This is a genomic window from Bacillus paramycoides (assembly GCF_038971285.1).
Taxonomy (GTDB): Bacteria; Bacillota; Bacilli; order Bacillales; family Bacillaceae_G; genus Bacillus_A.
Window position 1 is genome coordinate 1685787 of the sequence record NZ_CP152427.1, and the last position, 19524, is coordinate 1705310.

Genomic DNA, 19524 nt, shown 5'->3' on the forward strand with positions numbered 1-19524 from the left:
TTTTTGTTTACAATATAGAAATGCTATATATGAATAGAGGTAGGGATGTTATGAGTAAGTTTACAGTAGCTTCTAATGGTTCATTAGAAACGACATTAAGAGGAGTAGAAGTATTATCAACACCACTTTTAAATAAAGGGGTCGCTTTCACGCAAGAAGAAAGAGAAGAATTAGGTTTAAAAGGGTTATTACCCCCAGCAGTTTTAACACTAGAAGAACAAGCACGCCGAGCATACGAACAATTTTGTTCTCAGCCGGATGATTTATTAAAGAATGTATACTTAACGGCGTTACATGATCGAAATGAAGTATTATTTTATCGTATTTTAACAGATCACTTGCGCGAAATGTTACCAATCGTATATACACCAACAGTCGGTGTAGCGATTCAAAGATACAGTCATGAATACCGTAAACCACGTGGTGTGTATTTATCAATTAACGATCCGTCAGGTATTGAAGAAGCATTTGCAAATATCGGTGCAACAGCAGAAAATATTGATTTGGTCGTTGTAACAGATGGAGAAGGCATACTTGGAATTGGTGACTGGGGCGTTGGTGGTATAAACATCGCCATCGGAAAATTAGCTGTTTATACGGCCGCGGTTGGAATCGATCCTAGTCGTGTATTACCGGTAATTCTAGACGTAGGTACAAATCGTGAAGAACTATTAAACAATCCATTTTACATTGGAAATCGTCACCCTCGTATAACTGGTGAAGCTTACGATGAGTTTATTGATACGTTTGTACAAGCGGTAAGTAAGCAATTCCCGAAAGCACTTTTACATTGGGAAGACTTTAGTTCTCGAAATGCACGAAAAATTCTAGATAAATATCGTCATGACATTTGTACATTTAATGATGATATTCAAGGTACAGGTGCAGTTTCACTTGCTGCTGTGTTATCGGCAGTGAAAGCTTCGGGTGTACCACTAAGTGAACACCGCGTTGTTGTATTTGGTGCTGGAACGGCTGGAATCGGTATCGCAGATCAAGTTAGAGATGCAATGGTCCGCGTAGGTGTATCAGAAGAAGAATCGTATAAGCGTTTCTGGTGTATTGATCGTAACGGATTAGTTACAGATAATATGGAAGATCTTCTTGATTTCCAAATGCTGTATGCAAGAAAAGCAGCGGAAGTAAGTGAGTGGAAACAAAATGATGTGATCGGACTTACTGAAGTTGTGAAACATGTAAAACCGACAATTTTAATTGGTACATCAACTGTTGCAGGCGCATTTAAAGAAGAGATTGTTAAAGAAATGGCTTCTCACGTAGAAAGACCGATCATTTTACCGATGTCGAATCCGACGCCACTTGCGGAAGCGAAACCAGCTGATTTAATTGAGTGGACAGAAGGAAGAGCATTAGTTGCAACAGGAAGTCCATTTGAACCAGTTACATACAACGGTGTAACGTATGTGATTGGACAATCAAATAACGCACTTATTTTCCCAGGTCTTGGTCTTGGAACAATTGTCGTACGTGCAAGCGTCATGACGGATGGAATGTTTGCAGCAGCAGCTGAAGCAGTTGCAAGCATGGTAGATACAAGTCAGCCAGGAGCACCTATTTTACCAGAAGTTGAAGAGTTACGTAATATCTCGGAAATGGTTGCAATTGAAGTAGCGAAAGTTGCTGTTGCAGAAGGTGTAGCTAGAGAGAACTTAAGTGATAACGATATCAAGATTGCAGTGAAAGAAGCAATCTGGGAGCCGGAGTATCGCCAAATAAAAGCGGTAGAAAAGGTTAGAATATAGAAATAAAGCCCGTTTATAAAAATAAGCGGGCTTTCACTTTTATTACCGAAAAAAGTATAGGAAGTGGCAGCTTTGAATTGGAATCAATTATGGAAGAAAGATATTTCCCTTTTAATTATATTAATGGTTGTTGTTCCGATTGCTGGAGAGCTTAATTTTCATCCTTTTAATGATACGTTTCGCGTTAGCTTTGGGACACCGCTTTTCTTCTTTTTATTACTATTTTTAAGAAGAATACCAGCAGCGGCTGCAGGTATTCTTGTCGGTATATGTGTTGTTTTATTCCGCGTATGTCTTGACTGGGTCATGCAAGGTTCATTTCATATGACAGAATCATTTTATTTGCGTTATCCTGTGTTTTTTTACTATTTTATTTATGGAAGTCTTTTTTCCCTTTGTCGGGTGAATAAGTTTCATCAGAGACCAATCGTTATTGGATGCCTTGGAATTACAATTGAAATTATCGCAAGTATGTCTGAACTAGCGATTTATCATATGGTCGTGCTCGGTACAACGATAATAGTTTCTGAATTAAATAAACTTATTATTATTGCTATTTTCCGTAGTTTCTTTGCACTAGGCTTTTTAAATATGATGAATTTATATGAAACGAAATTAAAAGAATCACAAGTCCGAAAAGAAAATGAAAAAATGTTAATGCACCTTTCGAATTTATATGTAGAATCTGTTCATTTGAAAAAAACGTTACAAAATGCAGAATTGATTACACAAGAAGCATATCAACTCTATCGAAACTTACAAGCAAACAATGATTCCAGTAGTAAAACAGCATTGAAAATAGCGGGAGAAGTGCACGAAATAAAAAAAGATAATCAAAGAATTTTTGCAGGATTATCTAAACTGTTATTAGATAAAAATGTGGCTGAGTATGTAGAAGGTCATGAGCTTACAGAAATGATTGTAAGAATAAATGAGAAATATGCTGAAATGCTAGAGAAAGATATACGTTTTTCTAAACATATAGAAGGTGAACACGCTGCATATCATGTGTATACAGTGCTATCAATCTTTAATAACTTAGTCGCGAATGCAGTTGAAGCTATTGAAGATAGAGGTCTCATTCATATTAAGTTATATAAACGAGGACAACATGTAATCTTTGAAGTAATTGACGATGGCCCTGGTATTGCACAAAAATATAAGAAGTTAGTATTTAAGCCCGGGTTTACTTCAAAGTATGATCAAACGGGAACCCCGTCAACAGGCATTGGACTTTCTTACATACGCGAAATGGTAACAGAGCTTGGCGGAGAAGTAAGGCTAGAAGATAATGAAACTGGAACAGGGTGTAAGTTTATCGTTTGTTTACCGGAGTGCAGTTTAAAGCAGGAAGGGGAATAGGTTTGTTTTATTATATCGTAGATGATGATGAAGTTTTCCGTTCGATGCTTTCACAAATTATTGAGGATGGCGATCTTGGGGAAGTAATTGGAGAATCGGAAGACGGAGCTTTTGTTGAAGCAGAACAGCTAAATTATAAAAAAGTGGATATTTTATTTATTGATTTACTCATGCCGATGAGAGATGGCATTGAAACAGTTCGCCATATAGCGTCTTCATTTACTGGGAAAATTATTATGATTTCTCAAGTTGAATCGAAACAGCTCATCGGCGAGGCGTATACACTTGGTGTGGAATATTATATTACAAAACCACTAAACAAAATAGAAGTAGTATCTGTTGTACGAAAAGTGATAGAGCGTATTCGTTTGGAACGCTCTATATATGACATTCAAAAATCATTAAATAATGTGTTTCAGTGGGAAAAGCCGCAAATGCGTAGTGAAGCAGTGCAAGAAGGGAAAAAGATATCAGATTCTGGACGCTTCTTACTAGCAGAACTTGGTATTGCGGGAGAGAACGGAAGTAAAGATTTACTTAGTATGTTGGAATATTTATATGGGCAAGAAAAGGCGCAAGCATTTGAATTCGGATTCCCTGCATTAAAAGATATTTTTCACCAAATAACATTAAAAAAATTAGATAATATGGCTTCAGATGCAGATATAGATAAGGAAAGAAAAGCATCTGAACAACGTGTAAGAAGAGCGATTTATCAATCGTTGAATCATTTAGCTTCCCTCGGACTAACAGACTTTTCAAATCCGAAATTTGAAAGCTATGCTCCGAAGTTTTTTGATTTCACTGTAGTTAGAAGACGGATGACAGAAATGACAAAGGATGAAATAGCGACTTCTGGACATATACGAATTAATACGAAGAAATTTATTCAGGTGCTGTATTTTGAAGCGAAACGGTTGATGGAGATCGAGTGAAGAAGATGCTTATAAATAAGCATCTTTTTTGTTGAATCAACATTTTATATTTTCTCGTTGAGCATGTAAAATGTTAAGTAAGAGAAAATGGTTTTACATTAAGGCGGTGTCAAAGCAATGAGTTTTACATTAAATAAATCGATTATTAAAGAAGTATGCGGAGAAACCTCATACAAAAGAGGCGAAGCTTATTATAAATCAAATAAAGTAATCGTGAATCATTATGATGAAACGAACGAAATTTGTGAGGCGACGGTAAAAGGGAATGAAGATTTTCATGTTACACTAGAAAAAGCTAAAAAAGGTGATGTAGTTGCGAGATGTAGTTGTCCTTCTTTAGCGTCTTTTCAAACGTACTGTCAACATGTTGCAGCCGTACTGATACAAATAAATGATAACCAGCAAACGGGTGGAATGGGCCCTGTTAGTAGCAGAAATGATCAATTAACAAACGGGATGTTTCAGTTGTTTGCAGACAAACCACTGCGGCCAAAGAGTAAACAACACCGTTTTGATACACGTGAAATATTAGATGTTGCATTTATATGTTCACCGGTAGCGACGAAAAGTGGTGGGGCCCTTCTTGGAATTCAGTTAAAACTTGCGCAAACATATTTTATAAATCATATTAGAGAATTTCTTTCTAAAGTGGAGAAAAGAGAGACTTTTCATTGTTCCAATGAATTTACATACACACCAGATGTACATAGTTTTAAACAAGAAACGGACGCGATTATACAACAACTCATTAAAATATATCATAATGAAAAAATGTATGAAGATGCGTTAGAAGTACATGCGAAACAAGATGAAAGTATGATATTTATACCGCCAGCTTCGTGGAGAGATATACTCTCTTTACTTTCTAAAGTGGAGCATGTACATCTGAAACAAAATGAGAAACTGTTTCACGGGTTACAAATTTCAAAAGGATTATTGCCATTACATTTTGAGTTTACGAAAGGCAATAATGGTGGGTTTACACTTCATATAGATGGCCTAAATCGTGTTCAAGTTATGGAAATGTATAACTATGCTCTTTACGATGGAAAATTATATCATTTACCTATGGAAGATTGTATGCGACTTATTGAATTGCAAAAGATGATGAGTCGCTCAAATAGCAATCAGTTTTATATTCCTGAAAATAAGATGGAACATTTCGTAGCGAAAGTTGTACCTGGATTAATGAAACTTGGAACGGTACGCATTGATGAAGTAATATCCGATCGTGTTGAAACGCCGTCTCTAAAAGCAAAGTTGTATTTAGATCGAGTGAAAAATCGTTTGTTAGCAGGTCTTGAATTTCATTATGGAAACGTCATGATCAATCCGCTAGAAGAAGACGGACAACCGTCTGTTTTTAATCGCGATGAGAAAAAGGAAAAAGAGATTTTAGACATTATGAGTGAAAGTGCCTTCGCAAAAACGGAAGGCGGTTATTTTATGCATAATGAAGAAGCGGAGTATAACTTTTTATATCATGTCGTTCCAACATTAAAAGGCTTAGTTGATATTTACGCGACAACAGCGATCAAATTACGCATTCATAAAGGGGATACAGCACCTCTTATTAGGGTGAGAAGGAAAGAAAGGATTGATTGGTTGTCATTTCGCTTTGATATAAAAGGAATACCGGAAGCGGAAATTAAAGGTGTATTAGTGGCTCTTGAAGAGAAACGTAAATATTACCGATTAGCGAATGGTTCTTTATTATCACTAGAGAGCAAAGAGTTTAATGAAATTAATCAGTTTGTAAAAGAATCAGGTATTCGAAAAGAATTTTTACATGGGGAAGAAGTGAATGTTCCACTTATTCGGAGTGTAAAATGGATGAACGGACTACACGAAGGTAATGTTTTAAGTTTAGATGAGTCTGTTCAAGATTTAGTTGAAAGCATTCAAAATCCGAAAAAGTTAAAGTTTACAGTATCGCCAACTTTACATGCTGTAATGAGAGAGTATCAAGTATATGGATTTGAGTGGATGAAAACACTTGCCTATTACCGTTTTGGCGGAATTTTAGCAGACGATATGGGACTTGGAAAAACGCTGCAAAGCATCGCTTTTATAGATTCTGTTTTGCCTGAAATTCGGGAGAAGAAGCTGCCTATATTAGTCGTCTCACCGTCCTCTCTCGTTTACAATTGGTTTAGTGAATTGAAAAAATTCGCCCCGCATATTAGAGCGGTTATTGCAGATGGAAATCAAACAGAACGACGAAAAATCTTAAAAAACGTAGCGGAATTTGATGTCGTCATTACGTCATATCCGTTACTGAGAAGAGATATAAGATCGTATGCGAGGCCATTTCATACACTATTTCTTGATGAAGCACAGGCGTTTAAAAATCCTACAACACAAACTGCAAGAGCAGTGAAAACAATTCAAGCTGAGTATCGTTTCGGCCTAACGGGAACGCCTGTCGAAAATTCATTAGAAGAGCTATGGTCTATTTTCCACGTCGTATTTCCAGAATTATTACCAGGAAGAAAAGAATTCGGTGATTTAAGACGAGAAGATATAGCGAAGCGCGTAAAACCTTTCGTATTAAGACGATTAAAAGAAGACGTATTACAGGAACTTCCAGATAAAATAGAGCACTTACAGTCATCGGAGTTATTACCAGATCAAAAGAGACTATATGCTGCTTATTTAGCGAAATTAAGGGAAGAAACGTTAAAACATTTAGATAAAGATACGTTACGTAAAAATAAAATTAGAATTTTAGCTGGTTTAACGAGATTACGACAAATTTGTAATCATCCCGCTTTATTCGTCGATGATTACAAGGGAAGTTCAGCTAAATTTGAGCAACTGTTAGACATACTAGAGGAATGCAGAAGTACTGGTAAGAGAATTTTAATTTTTTCTCAATTTACGAAGATGTTGTCCATTATTGGTCGTGAGTTAAATCGTCAAGCAATTCCATACTTTTATTTAGACGGAAATACACCTTCGCAAGAACGTGTAGAGCTATGTGACCGGTTTAACGAAGGGGAAGGGGATCTATTTCTCATTTCTTTAAAAGCTGGTGGTACAGGTCTTAACTTAACGGGTGCCGATACGGTTATATTGTATGATTTATGGTGGAATCCAGCTGTTGAACAACAAGCAGCAGATAGGGCATATCGAATGGGACAAAAAAATACGGTACAAGTTATTAAGTTAGTGGCTCACGGAACAATTGAGGAAAAAATGCATGAACTGCAAGAGAGTAAGAAACATTTAATCGCTGAAGTGATTGAGCCGGGAGAAGAGAAATTATCATCAATCACAGAGGAAGAAATTCGAGATATTTTAATGATCTAATAATGAAAGCTATGCCTTCAAATGTATGAGGGCATAGCTTTTTTGTTGTAACAATTATATTTTGTTTTGTACAAAGTAAAGAAATCAAATTTTATTTAAATTATTTCTTTGTACCTTTACTTTTGTATGGTTTTGCAGCTTTCTTTTTCTTTGCGCTTGATTGCCAACGGTTCCATCCTTTACTTCCTGTACCTTGTCCTACACCTTTTTTCGGTTTTGCTTTCGTTTTACTCATATGATCACTCCGTTATATAAAATCTTATTTGATAATAGTCAATGATTTAGAAAATACTCTTTATAAATGACTATGTTTACTTTAAGTAAAAAACTGCTTGAATGCTATAGTATATCATGAATTTGCAAGTAAACTGAAAGGAATTGCAAAGAAAATGAAAATAATACGAAATACTGCGGATTCTATATTTCGAACGATTATATTACTTGTTGTGTATATGTTAGTTTCGGTTAGTGAAACGTTTTTTGGATTGACAAGGCAAAAGAAGTGAAGATGTTATATTGAATACAATCAATAAAGCCGTAAAATAAAGAATTGAAAAATATTTTTAAATTTTTGTTGACTTTATTTATTTTTTGTATAGAATAATCATTAATAAAATGTTTCAGAGATGTGAAAACAAAACGACTATGAAAGGACGAGTAGTAGTAGGATGTAGTCTAAGCGAGTCAGGGGTGGTGTGAGCCTGATACGAAGCCTATTATGAAGAACCTCCTGGAGTTGCTAACCGAAATCCTTTACAGGAAAGTAGACTTAGCCGGGAACTTCGCCGTTACAAGAAGAACAGTATCGAGATATTTCATCTCCGTATTGTATAAGTGAGCAACCTCTGTTGCTAATTTGGGTGGTACCGCGGAACCAAGGCCTTTCGTCCCAGTTTTTTGGGAAAGAAGGGCTTTTTTTGTTGGCTTCTTTTCACAACATCCAAACATTTTAGGAGGAAACCACCATGTATCAATCATTAATGACAGTAAGAGAGACTCAAATCGCAATTAAGGAAGTTAAAACATTTTTCGAGGATCAATTAGCAAAACGACTTGAACTATTCCGTGTATCTGCACCATTATTCGTAACGAAAAAATCAGGACTAAACGATCACCTAAACGGTGTAGAACGTCCAATTGAATTTGATATGTTACATTCAGGAGAAGAATTAGAAATTGTTCACTCACTAGCGAAGTGGAAACGATTTGCACTGCATGAATATGGATATGAAGCTGGTGAAGGTTTATATACAAACATGAACGCGATTCGTCGTGATGAAGAACTTGATGCAACACATTCCATTTACGTTGACCAATGGGACTGGGAAAAAATTGTTCAAAAAGAATGGCGTACTGTAGATTACTTACAAAAAACAGTACTAACAATTTATGGAATATTCAAAGATTTAGAAGACCACTTATTTGAAAAGTATCCGTTCCTTGGAAAGTATTTACCAGAAGAAATTGTTTTCATCACTTCCCAAGAACTAGAAGATAAATATCCAGAATTAACGCCGAAAGATCGTGAACATGCAATTGCGAAAGAGCATGGTGCAGTCTTCATTATCGGAATTGGTGATGCACTTCGTTCAGGTGAAAAGCATGATGGACGCGCAGCTGACTATGATGATTGGAAATTAAACGGTGATATTTTATTCTGGCACCCAGTACTACAATCTTCATTTGAATTATCATCGATGGGAATTCGTGTTGATAGTAAATCACTTGATGAGCAGTTAACGAAAACAGGTGAAGACTTTAAACGTGAGTACGATTTCCATAAAGGTATTTTAGAAGACGTACTACCATTAACAATTGGCGGTGGTATCGGACAATCTAGAATGTGCATGTACTTCTTACGTAAAGCACATATCGGTGAAGTTCAATCTTCTGTATGGCCTGACGATTTACGTGAAGCTTGCAAGAAGGAAAACATTCATCTGTTTTAATAGAAGGGAGAGAGAATAACTCAAAGAGTTATTCTCTCTTTTTTATGGTGTAAACGAATGGTTTACAGTGAGTTTTACTACTGGTTTCTTTCTTTTTTATCTCCTATTATGTAATAATTTGTTAAAGGAGGGGACGTTATGAGCTTAGGACAACAACTTAAAAAATTAAGAGAATCAAAAGGATTTTCACAAGAAGATGTTGCTAAAAAGATTGGTATAACGAGGCAAGCGGTGCATAAGTGGGAAAATGATAAAAGTTGCCCTGATATTGAAAATTTGATTTTATTGAGCGAAATGTATAACGTTACGCTCGATGAATTAATAAAAGGGAACCGAAATTTAAAAGAAAAAATACATATTGATGAAGATGAGGATTTTGAGAAAGAGAATGAGTTTGGTTTTTATATTGGATTTGGTTTGCTAATTGTGAGTGCTTTCGTTGATTATGAAGGAATACAAGAAATCTTATTAGGAATAGCAATATTTATGATGGTTTTTTACTCTGACGTGAAGAAAGTTATTTTGAATGAGTTCCAATCGTTTTTCAAAAGAAAAGATATATATGATAAGAAGTGAGAAGAATCAGTTATATTTCCTAGGAAAGAGTATAACAAGAAAATGAATTTTTTTATAATAATATTAAGATGTTAATAGACGTTAAAAAGCGCAAACAAGCATAACCCCGTTCTAAAGCTAGGACGGGGTTGAAAATCTAAGTTTTATAAAGCTAGAAATTCTTTCAAATATTTTATTGCAGTAAAGAATTCTAATAAAAAATTACTTATTTGTTACCGAGTTCTTCCGCCAAACCGATTAAAATGCCTTCGGTTCCACGAATGTAACAGAGTCAATATGAGTTTTCGTACTGAACTACTTCGCCAACGAGCTGAGCACCATGCTTAGTCAGTCTCGATACCATTTCGTCAATGTCTTCCACGGTGAACATGACACGCAAATAACCGAGGGCATTTACAGGAGCTGTCCGATGATCTGCTATAGTAGGTGGTGTGAGAAATCGCGAAAGTTCAATTCGGCTATGGCCACCTGGCGTCACCATCATAGCAATCTCCACGCGCTGAGAACCGAGACTGGTTACGCGACCAGCCCATTCACCTTCGACAGTAGCTCGCCCTTCGAGTTTTAATCCAATCTCTTCGAAGAAAGAGATTGCGTTATCAAGAGATTCTACAACGATGCTGACATTGTCCATTCTTAGTAATCTGTTGTTTGCCATAGTCTTAATCTCCTTATATGCAGAATTTTATTATTTAATTCTCCTCATAATTATACTGGAATTCCTACTAAACAAAAAACAGCTTGTCACAGTGTAGGAAAGTGTGACAAGCTGTTTTCGGGCATAGTATATAACATCTTGTGAACGAACAACACGTCGTAAACCCTCTACTATTGAAATATGCGCGAACTTTTTTTCGTGAATGCTATCATTTTAAGAATTTGATAATGTAATTGCTATTCGCTAATATAACTTCGACTTCTCCGCAAAATATTCGTACCCTATTTTTATTAATATAGGAAACAAATAGATTCATCTAATTTGTTTTAAGTTTTACTAGTGGAAATTAACTCATCTGCACTAAAGGCTCAATTTTCACCATAAATGATTGATGTAGCGCCTCGACACCTGTTACTAAATGAAGGCGGTCAATAACGACAGACACTTTAATTTCTGATGTACTTACCATTTTAATATGAATATTTTCTTCTTTTAAAGTAGTGAACATATTCGCAGCAACACCTGGATTAGAGACCATACCAGATCCTACAATTGATACTTTTGCTAAATGATTTTCATATTCTACAGATTCATAGTGAAGTGTTTCTTGATTTTGTTCTAATACCTCTAATGTTTCTCTTAAATCATTAGAATGGATGGAGAAGGAGAGGTGAACAGTTCCTTCATTTGTAATACTTTGGATGATGATATCTACATTAATATGTGCCGCTGCTAATGTAGAGAAAACTGTTGAAAGTGCACCTTGTTCTAATCCTTTCATTGTGACGCGTGTAATATTATCTTCAAATGCAATACCTTTAACGATTGATTGTTGTTCCATGTTACATTCTCCTTTTACAATTGTTCCATTGTCTTGTTCCATACTTGAGCGAACTTCTAACATGACATTGTGATTTTTAGCAAACTCAACAGCACGCGGGTGTAATACACCAGCACCGAGGTTTGCAAGTTCTAACATTTCGTCATAAGAAATTTCATCTAATTTATAAGCATCTTTTACAACTCGTGGATCTGTCGTATATACGCCGGTCACATCTGTGTAAATATCACATTTTTTTGCTTTCAGTGCAGCAGCTAATGCAACAGCAGTTGTATCAGAACCACCCCGTCCAAGTGTTGTAATTTCATGATTTTCATTCATTCCTTGGAATCCAGCTACAATAACAATCGTACCTTCAGTAAGATAAGATTGAATTCGATCTGTATGAATGTCAGTAATCCGTGCACTACTATGTACAGATTCTGTCGTAATACCAGCCTGCCATCCTGTTAATGAAATCGCGTTATAACCTTTTGCTTGTAGTGCCATCGTTAATAAGGAAATAGTCACTTGCTCTCCTGTCGATAGAAGCATATCCATTTCGCGTTTACTCGGATTTTCTGAAATCGCGTTAGCAAGTGCGACAAGTTCATCTGTACTCTTTCCCATTGCTGAAACGACAGAGACGATACTATGTCCTCGTTCATATTCTTCAATAATTAAATTTGCTACATGTTGAATGCGCTCGACGCTTCCAACAGAAGTGCCACCAAATTTTTGTACAATCGTTTCCATTACGAATTCCTTCTTTCATCCATTTTTAAGAATAGATTAGGACATATATAAATCCCAATATTCCTGTAGTTACCAGAGAAAAGCAAAAAACACCATCTCAAATAAGTGAGGATGGTGCTGTTACAGGAAAAGGGAAACAGAAAACGGAGCTAATAAAAAAACCGCCAAAAAAGGAATACCATAAAAATGATATCTCTTTTTTGTAGATAGCTCTTCATACGTACACGTCTGTACATATGACAGTTCTGTTTCTATTCGAAAACAGCCCCAATCGATAAATGCAGAGAAAATTATCGATTTCGGCAACACTTCCTTTCATCTAATTTCATAGACATCTCTGTGTCTCCATTAGAATACTCATAAGTATTGCAACCTCTATCTCACGTTTTAGGCGAGAGTGTTTGATTTATGAAGTTGTTGGTAACATTTGTTTTATAATAATTTAAATTTTTTGGGGAAGCAAGTGTTTTATATAAATTTTAAAAATTCTTTCTTTTTATGAAAAAGTTTGTGAAAAATGTAGCAAATTAAATTCATTGCATGTACATTAAACTTATAGTGCATTGGAGGTGGAAGAATGAAGGGGAAAAAGCCTATTTATGTTTCGGCAGAAATGAACACAACAATGGAGAAATTATGGGAATACACGCAAGAACCACATATACATACAGAATGGGATGCTCGCTTTACTGAAATTTCATATTTAGAGAAAAAAGAAGGAGAACCACAGAAGTTTTTATATAAAACAAAAATCGGATTTGGACTTGAAATAGCTGGAGAAGGTGAATCGATAGGTGAGATAAGAAAAGAAACAGGAGAACGTATTTCTTCTTTAAAATTTTGGACGGATAATCAATTATCTCTTATTCAAACAGGTCGTGGTTATTGGAAGTATACCCCTCGTAAAGAACACATTCATTTTGAGACGCAATATGATTATGATACGAGGTTTGGTCGTATAGGGAAAGTAATAGATTTCTATATGTTTCGGCCGTTATTAGGATGGGCAACTGCTTGGAGCTTTGATGCATTAAAATTATGGTTAGAGAAGGGACTTCACCCTAGGTTACTAATTAGAAGAACAATGACATATTGGCTCGTATGTTTTTTATTTGCCTTTGTATGGATGTATCAAGGGGTAGTGCCAAAATTAGTGTTTATTCATTCAGAAGAAGTAAAAATGCTATCGGTGATGATTGGTTCAACGGAACATAGTATTTTTGTACTTAAAATAATTGGATTACTAGAAATTTTTTTTGGTGTCCTATGGCTGTTGCCATTTCCAAAACGAAAAGTATTTATCGTACATATTTTTATGTTAATAGCCTTAACGATAGCGGCAGGGCTTACGAATATTGCAAGTTTTACAGAGCCGTTTAATCCAATTACATTAAACGTTCTACTAATGGGGTTATCAATTGTCGGTTATATAAATGGCACGAACTTGCCAAGCTCAAAAAATTGTAAGAGGAAGAGAAAGGGATAATGTATGGCTAATATGTATGAAAGACTATTAGGGGATTCTTATAAAAAGCTTCATCCAAAATTACAGAAACGCTATGAGATTACGGAAGAAAATAGTTTTACTGGAGAAGGAAAGATGGATGAAATTTACGGAGGTTCTTTTTTCGTAAAATTCATATTAAAAATTGCATCAAAGTTCCGTATGTTTTTCTCTGAGCGGGGGAAGGAAGTGCCATTTACAATACATAATACCGCTGAGCGAGATGAACATGGAAATGAACTAGTACGGTGGAATCGTACTTTTTATTTTCATAATAAGAAAAGATATTTTAACGCCGTTATGCAGTTGGATGAAGAGCATAATGAAATTGTAGATTGTTTTGGTGAACCACACATACTTGTTTCTACATTGAATTTTCATATTGATGAGGTGGGGGCAATGCATATTTCTTCAAAGAAACAATGGTTTTACATGTTTGGAAGAAAAGTTCCATTACCTAGATTCTTATACGGGGAGGCCAACATTGTAGAAAGTTATGATGAAACACGACAATGCTTTCGAATTCATGTACAAGTACGCAATCCGTTAATCGGTTCATTATTTTCATATAAGGGAACATTTGTGGAGAGGAAATAAATGATATGAAAAATATAATAGTTGGGCTTGCTTGTTATATTGTTTTTCTAATATGTGAGTGGACAAATGTAAACCCAGTTGAAGCAATTATTTTATTGTCTATTTTGTTATTTATACCGATGTCATTTTGTATTCTTGATAAGAAGACAAGAAATGGATCATATGTATCCTTTTATAAACTAGTATCGCTTTTATATCCAATCGCAGCAATTGGTGCAATGTTAGCTTTCGTAACAAATCACTATTTCTTTGCATTACTTTGGTTTGTATATACAGGAATCGTTGCGTTATTCGGTGTAAGTAGAGTGCTAGAAAGAGGATGGAAACCGTTAGAAGAAACGGCTATCGATAGTGCGTTTATGTATTTGTTTTTAGGTGGATTCTGGTTTTTTGCTTCTGTAGTAAAGATTTCGATAATGCAGTTTACTGCTGACATTGTTTTACTTACAGCTGCACACTTTCATTATTCGGCATTTCTATTGCCATTATCAGCTGGTTTAATAGGGCGTAAGAGAGAAAAGAGCAGTAAAGTATATGATGCGATTATGTTTATCATCGTTATTTCACCTATGACAGTTGCGATAGGGATTACATACTCAAGGGTATTTGAATTTTTTGCAGTGTGCCTATATTTAGGTGCGATTTATGGTTATAGCATTTACGTTTGGAAAGCGAAATTTAATGCTATCAGCACAAAAATCCTCCTAGTCATATCGTCTAGTACACTCATGGTAACAATTATGTTCTCACTCATATATTCGTATGGGAATTTGAAACATGTAATGACGATTACAATTGCTCAAATGGTTTGGATTCACGGTGTTGTTAATGGAATTGGAGTAGCGTTGCCGGCATTTGTCGGCTGGATGATTGAAAAGAGTGTTCCGAACTATAAATATTACGGGAAACCAATGAGCAGATTAAGAGGAAAGGCGACAGTTGGTGAAGCATTTTTACATAACAGAAATGTAATAGATAGTAAGGCATACAACGGTTTAGTTGATAAAATGAATGATTTTCATAGTGAGACATTTGACAGGGCCAAGATTCCTGTAAGTATTATTCGTTTTTATGAAAATACAACAGAGTATGAATTACAATCGCATATTAAATGGACTCGCTGGTTCCGCCCATTTGCATTTTGTTATGAGAAAATGAGTAAGCGTGTAGGACAAATACATTTAGGAATGGGCGGCAAGTGGGAAACGATGCATGGCTCTATTATTGGGATAATAGATGAGAAGGATGGAAGAGAGAATGTAAGGGCTTGGCTAAGAAAAAATGAAGCAGGGAAGTCTATTTTTTCAGCCTTGTATTCAATGCATACATATAAGAACGATACATATATGAATATCGCATTGCCTTTACCATATTCGAATATGACGGGAATTTTGAAATTACGCAATGATAATAATAATTTAATTATTACTAGTAAGCTGAGAGGAAATGGTAAGGGAGATGAGGGGATCTATTTACATACTCGTTTCTTTACAATCCGTTTACCGTTAGCAGAGACGTTTATTATTAAAGAGGGCACAAATCAAATGTTAGAAGCTAACCATAAAATGTGGATATTTGGAGTTAAGTTTTTAGAAATTGATTATGAGATTAAGAAAATAGGGGAGAAGTAAGAAAAGCTTGGAGAGATCCCAAGCTTTTTTTACGTATGCGTAATTGTCATAGCAACTTGTTTATCTAAGTCTCGGTCCCAAACACGTTGAATTTCAAACGTACCTTTTTCAAAAAATAATGGAAATCTTTCTTTAAACCAATCTTGCATAGGAAGATTTAATGCTGTATCGATTGGTACCCATAATAATTCGCCCTCAGGAGGATTCATAAGAAGTTCACCATCAAATGAGTCTGTCCAATAATTAAATACCATATATCGAACATTTTCTTTCGGATTTACGTATTCATCTAATCCCTTAAAAGTTAAATTTGAAACAAGTAATCCAGTTTCTTCTTTTACTTCTCGTTTAGCAGCGTGAACGATACTTTCTGGGAAATCTACTTTTCCGCCAGGAGCGATGTAACCAGGGAAGCCTAGATGATCGGGGCGCTGTATTAGCAATACTTCGTTATTCCGCTGAATCATACACATCGTGTAAATACGGTGTTCTATATCTTTCCAATTGTTGCTCATTCGAATCTCTCCCCTTATAAAACCTTATAGTTTTTAACTATAGTTATATATGACAAAAAATACAATAATAATACAAAATTATACAAATTACAATTGGCTATTATTAATTTTCAGAACTATAATGAGTCTGTTACATAAAAACATTGTACTTGAGAGGGGAATATATTCTATGAAAAATAGAATAATCGCAGCAGGATTAATCGCAACTAGTATATTATCTTATTCATCTAGTAGTTTCGCGCAAACAAAAACGTTTCCAGATGTCCAAGCAGGGCACTGGGCAGAAGATTCTATTAACTACTTAGCAGCAAAAGGCGCAGTTACAGGTAACGAGAAAGGAATGTTCGAGCCTGGAAAAGAGATCACTCGTGCAGAAGCAGCTACAATGATGGCTAAAATCTTAAACTTATCAATCGATAAAAACGCTAAACCATCTTACGCGGATTCTCAAAAACATTGGGCTACTCCAATCATCGCAGCTGTAGAAAAAGCTGGTGTGGTTAAAGGTACAGGCAATGGATTTGAGCCGGACGGAAAAATCGACCGCGTTTCAATGGCATCTCTTCTTGTAGAAGCTTACAAATTAGATTCTAAAGTGAACGGTACTCCAGCAACTAAATTCAGTGATCTAGAAAAAAGTTGGGGTAAAGCAAAAGCTAACATCCTAGTTGAATTAGGGATTTCTGTAGGGACTGGTGACAGATGGGAGCCTGAAAAAATTCTAACTAAAGCAGAGGCAGCTCAATTTATTAAAAAGGCAGATTCTCTTAAAATAGGTAACCCTTTAGTAGAACAGGTAATCATTATTGATCCAGGTCATGGAGGAACAGATCCTGGGAAAGCGACACAAGGATTACATGAAAGTGATATTGTATTAGATACATCTAAAAGATTACAAAGTTTAATAGAGAAACAAACTCCATTCCGCGTGATGTTAACACGTGAAACAGATATTCGTCTTGATGAAAAACAAGGAGAAGACCTTAAAAAGCGTGTGGATTTCGCAAAGGAACATAATGGAGATATTTTTGTAAGTATCCATGCAAATGCTTCTAAAAAACATGATGGACATGGAACGGAAACTTTTTATTATAGAGGATCTGAAAAGAAAGAATTAACTGAGCGTGAAAAAGATAGTTATATGTTAGCTGATAAAATACAAAAGCGATTAGTTAAAGCTCTAGATACAAGAAATCGTGGTGTGAAACCAGAAGACTTTTATGTACTAAGAGAAAATGAGATGCCAGCAGTATTAACGGAGCTAGCGTTTTTAGATAATAGCGCGGATTATGAGAAGTTAGCTTCAGAATCTGGAAGACAAATAGCTGCTGAAGCAATTTTTGCGGGTATTTTAGATTATTATGAGTGGAAAGGTTTTGATGTTTCAAAATCTCGTTTAACGAAATAATAATGTTGATTGATGAGCCCATCTTCTATACAGAGGTGGGCTTTTTATGTAAGTTTTTGTAATTTTATATCAGAATAAAAAGATATATCGTATTATGCTGATTATAAATAAAATAATGGTAGATTAGTTTATTTTTATCACGTATACTTTTACTGTTGACTATTTAAGAGTTTGTTAGTTTAATAGGGAAAATTATACGATAAAGGGAGGCAAGTTAACACGGGACAAGCATATACATAACGTGTTAAAAAAATTATGAAAAAAGTTATTTCTAATGTGTTAGCGGTGACAGTCGCACTTCAAGTAGTGATGGCTCCAGCAACTTCGTTTGCATCTACAAAAGAATTTCCAGACGTTCCGAAAAATCATTGGTCATTTGAAGCAATTACTGATTTAACGTCAAAAGGGGTTATTGCAGGGTACGATAATGGTAAATTCGGGTTCGGAGATGTTGTAACTCGTGAGCAAGTAGCGGCATTAATGTATCGCGCATTAAAACCAGAAGCAAAAGGTGATTATAAAAATCCATACTCTGATATTAGCGCAGGAACGACGATGTTCCCAAAAGAAATTTTAGCATTAACAGAGATGGGGATTTTCGTAGGTGATGGTAAAGGGACATTTAGACCAAAAGACTCGTTAACTCGTGCTGAGATGGCAGTAATTATACAGAATGCTTTTAAGTTTAAAATAAAGGCTCAACATACGTTTAATGATGTACCAAGCACGCATTGGGCAAATGATGCAGTTAGTGCATTAGAATCTAACGGCATTACAGCAGGTAATGGAGCAGGTGCATTTAATCCAACTAGTGTTTTAACACGTGAAGAATATGCACAATTTTTATTTAATGCTATGGCATCGTATATCAATCTAGATATAACGTTACCATCTAATATAACAGCACAAGAGATTGATAATTTTATTGAAAAATGGCATCCTGACAGTCCTCTTATTGGAACGGGACAAGATTTTATTCAAGCACAAAATGAGTATGGTGTGAGCGCACTGTATTTAGCTGCACATGCAATCTTAGAATCTGCCTATGGTAAATCGGAAATTGCATATCGTAAGCATAATTTATTTGGTTTAAGAGCGTATGATCGCGATCCATTTGCATATGCAAAATATTTACCGTCATACAAGCAAAGTATTTCGTACAATGCCGATTATGTAAGAAAGAACTATTTAGAAGAAGGTGCTAATCATTTTAATGGCTACACATTACCTGCTATGAATGAAAAGTATGCAACTGATAAAGAATGGGCTGGCAAAATCGCTAATATTATGGAGCGTATTAAACCGTTTAACAAAAAAGATTATCAAAATGTAAAACGATTACCGAAAAATCCTAACACATTAAATGTAGAGGCATTAGGTGAGGCGATCCCATATAAAGATTATGCAAAAGATGCAACAGCTACTGTTCAATTAGTAGGTTCTTACTATCAAGTACCATATCCATTTGGCTATACAATTAAAAGTGTACCAAATATTACACAAAATGAAGTTGGAAAATTAGAAAATGGTAAGAAAGTAAATGTATATCGTGAAGATCCAAACGGTTGGGTAGAATTTTCATTTGAAAATGCTCAAGAAAAATATTGGACAATGAAGAAGAACTTAAAATTATAAATAAAAAAGAGGCTGTCTCATAAGTCTCTTTTGAAGTAAGATTACATGAAATTTAAAAGGCAGAAACGTTATAAAATCAGCGTTTCTGTCTTTCGTTTTTTAT

14 protein-coding genes, 1 pseudogene, 1 riboswitch and 1 other annotated feature are annotated in these 19524 nt (G+C 35.3%); of the genes and pseudogenes, 11 read left to right on the plus strand and 4 right to left on the minus strand.

The window, feature by feature from the left end:
- The first annotated feature begins 50 nt into the window (after positions 1 to 50).
- From malS to AAG068_RS08820, 4 genes are all read left to right on the plus strand, one after another.
- Positions 51 to 1763, plus strand: coding sequence for an oxaloacetate-decarboxylating malate dehydrogenase (malS, locus tag AAG068_RS08805; RefSeq protein ID WP_342718962.1), 1713 nt, complete (start codon positions 51 to 53; stop codon positions 1761 to 1763).
- Between the two features lie 63 nt (positions 1764 to 1826).
- Complete coding sequence (locus tag AAG068_RS08810) at positions 1827 to 3125, plus strand: sensor histidine kinase (RefSeq protein WP_342718963.1); 1299 nt, start codon at positions 1827 to 1829, stop codon at positions 3123 to 3125.
- Positions 3126 to 3127: 2 nt separating this feature from the next.
- A complete protein-coding gene (locus AAG068_RS08815; RefSeq protein ID WP_342718964.1) occupies positions 3128 to 4060 on the plus strand; it encodes a response regulator in 933 nt (310 codons plus the stop codon).
- A 117-nt stretch (positions 4061 to 4177) separates the two neighbouring features.
- Positions 4178 to 7372 carry an SNF2 helicase associated domain-containing protein gene (locus tag AAG068_RS08820; RefSeq protein ID WP_342718965.1) on the plus strand — a complete coding sequence of 1065 codons (3195 nt, stop codon included), beginning with the start codon at positions 4178 to 4180 and terminating at the stop codon, positions 7370 to 7372.
- A gap of 100 nt (positions 7373 to 7472) precedes the next feature.
- On the opposite strand, the gene AAG068_RS08825 is transcribed toward AAG068_RS08820, so the two are convergent.
- A complete protein-coding gene (locus AAG068_RS08825; RefSeq protein WP_000047591.1) occupies positions 7473 to 7607 on the minus strand; it encodes a DUF3934 domain-containing protein in 135 nt (44 codons plus the stop codon).
- Positions 7608 to 8008: 401 nt separating this feature from the next.
- Positions 8009 to 8267, plus strand: a binding site (T-box leader).
- Positions 8268 to 8337: 70 nt separating this feature from the next.
- On the opposite strand from AAG068_RS08825, the gene asnA reads away from it, so the two are divergent.
- Entirely contained in the window at positions 8338 to 9321 is a 984-nt protein-coding gene (gene asnA, locus AAG068_RS08830) for an aspartate--ammonia ligase (RefSeq protein ID WP_098347643.1), read from the plus strand.
- A gap of 138 nt (positions 9322 to 9459) precedes the next feature.
- Positions 9460 to 9897: a helix-turn-helix domain-containing protein gene (locus AAG068_RS08835; protein ID WP_342718969.1), complete on the plus strand. Its 438-nt coding sequence runs from the start codon at positions 9460 to 9462 to the stop codon at positions 9895 to 9897.
- A 205-nt stretch (positions 9898 to 10102) separates the two neighbouring features.
- Here AAG068_RS08835 and AAG068_RS08840 read toward each other — a convergent pair.
- Both AAG068_RS08840 and AAG068_RS08845 read right to left on the minus strand, forming a co-directional pair.
- Positions 10103 to 10555, minus strand: a pseudogene (locus AAG068_RS08840) (VOC family protein).
- A gap of 346 nt (positions 10556 to 10901) precedes the next feature.
- Positions 10902 to 12131 carry an aspartate kinase gene (locus AAG068_RS08845; RefSeq protein ID WP_342718970.1) on the minus strand — a complete coding sequence of 410 codons (1230 nt, stop codon included), beginning with the start codon at positions 12129 to 12131 and terminating at the stop codon, positions 10902 to 10904.
- Positions 12132 to 12330: 199 nt separating this feature from the next.
- Positions 12331 to 12517, minus strand: a riboswitch (Lysine riboswitch).
- Between the two features lie 191 nt (positions 12518 to 12708).
- Here AAG068_RS08845 and AAG068_RS08850 point away from each other — a divergent pair.
- Genes AAG068_RS08850 through AAG068_RS08860 form a run of 3 tightly spaced genes read left to right on the plus strand, consistent with a single transcriptional unit; the run spans position 12709 to position 15863 of the window.
- On the plus strand, positions 12709 to 13617 hold the full coding sequence (locus tag AAG068_RS08850; RefSeq protein ID WP_342718971.1) for a DoxX-like family protein: 909 nt from the start codon (positions 12709 to 12711) through the stop codon (positions 13615 to 13617).
- A gap of 3 nt (positions 13618 to 13620) precedes the next feature.
- Positions 13621 to 14232 carry a DUF4166 domain-containing protein gene (locus tag AAG068_RS08855; protein ID WP_342718972.1) on the plus strand — a complete coding sequence of 204 codons (612 nt, stop codon included), beginning with the start codon at positions 13621 to 13623 and terminating at the stop codon, positions 14230 to 14232.
- A 5-nt stretch (positions 14233 to 14237) separates the two neighbouring features.
- Positions 14238 to 15863, plus strand: a complete 1626-nt coding sequence (locus AAG068_RS08860) for a YndJ family protein (RefSeq protein WP_342718973.1) — start codon at positions 14238 to 14240, stop codon at positions 15861 to 15863.
- A 29-nt stretch (positions 15864 to 15892) separates the two neighbouring features.
- On the opposite strand, the gene AAG068_RS08865 is transcribed toward AAG068_RS08860, so the two are convergent.
- On the minus strand, positions 15893 to 16378 hold the full coding sequence (locus AAG068_RS08865; protein ID WP_342718974.1) for an 8-oxo-dGTP diphosphatase: 486 nt from the start codon (positions 16376 to 16378) through the stop codon (positions 15893 to 15895).
- Positions 16379 to 16547: 169 nt separating this feature from the next.
- Here AAG068_RS08865 and AAG068_RS08870 point away from each other — a divergent pair, with 169 nt between their 5' ends.
- Entirely contained in the window at positions 16548 to 17786 is a 1239-nt protein-coding gene (locus AAG068_RS08870) for an N-acetylmuramoyl-L-alanine amidase (protein WP_342718975.1), read from the plus strand.
- Between the two features lie 255 nt (positions 17787 to 18041).
- Complete coding sequence (locus tag AAG068_RS08875; RefSeq protein ID WP_342718976.1) at positions 18042 to 19421, plus strand: S-layer homology domain-containing protein; 1380 nt, start codon at positions 18042 to 18044, stop codon at positions 19419 to 19421.
- Positions 19422 to 19524: the final 103 nt, after the last annotated feature.

Bases quoted from the DNA above. Each gene is read 5' to 3' on its own strand.
- malS (WP_342718962.1), top strand. From the start codon at position 51: ATGAGTAAGTTTACAGTAGCTTCTAATGGTTCATTAGAAACGACATTA.
- AAG068_RS08820 (WP_342718965.1), top strand. From the start codon at position 4,178: ATGAGTTTTACATTAAATAAATCGATTATTAAAGAAGTATGCGGAGAA.
- AAG068_RS08825 (WP_000047591.1), bottom strand. From the start codon at position 7,607: ATGAGTAAAACGAAAGCAAAACCGAAAAAAGGTGTAGGACAAGGTACA.
- asnA (WP_098347643.1), top strand. From the start codon at position 8,338: ATGTATCAATCATTAATGACAGTAAGAGAGACTCAAATCGCAATTAAG.
- AAG068_RS08835 (WP_342718969.1), top strand. From the start codon at position 9,460: ATGAGCTTAGGACAACAACTTAAAAAATTAAGAGAATCAAAAGGATTT.
- AAG068_RS08845 (WP_342718970.1), bottom strand. From the start codon at position 12,131: ATGGAAACGATTGTACAAAAATTTGGTGGCACTTCTGTTGGAAGCGTC.
- AAG068_RS08850 (WP_342718971.1), top strand. From the start codon at position 12,709: ATGAAGGGGAAAAAGCCTATTTATGTTTCGGCAGAAATGAACACAACA.
- AAG068_RS08855 (WP_342718972.1), top strand. From the start codon at position 13,621: ATGGCTAATATGTATGAAAGACTATTAGGGGATTCTTATAAAAAGCTT.
- AAG068_RS08860 (WP_342718973.1), top strand. From the start codon at position 14,238: ATGAAAAATATAATAGTTGGGCTTGCTTGTTATATTGTTTTTCTAATA.
- AAG068_RS08865 (WP_342718974.1), bottom strand. From the start codon at position 16,378: ATGAGCAACAATTGGAAAGATATAGAACACCGTATTTACACGATGTGT.
- AAG068_RS08870 (WP_342718975.1), top strand. From the start codon at position 16,548: ATGAAAAATAGAATAATCGCAGCAGGATTAATCGCAACTAGTATATTA.
- AAG068_RS08875 (WP_342718976.1), top strand. From the start codon at position 18,042: ATGAAAAAAGTTATTTCTAATGTGTTAGCGGTGACAGTCGCACTTCAA.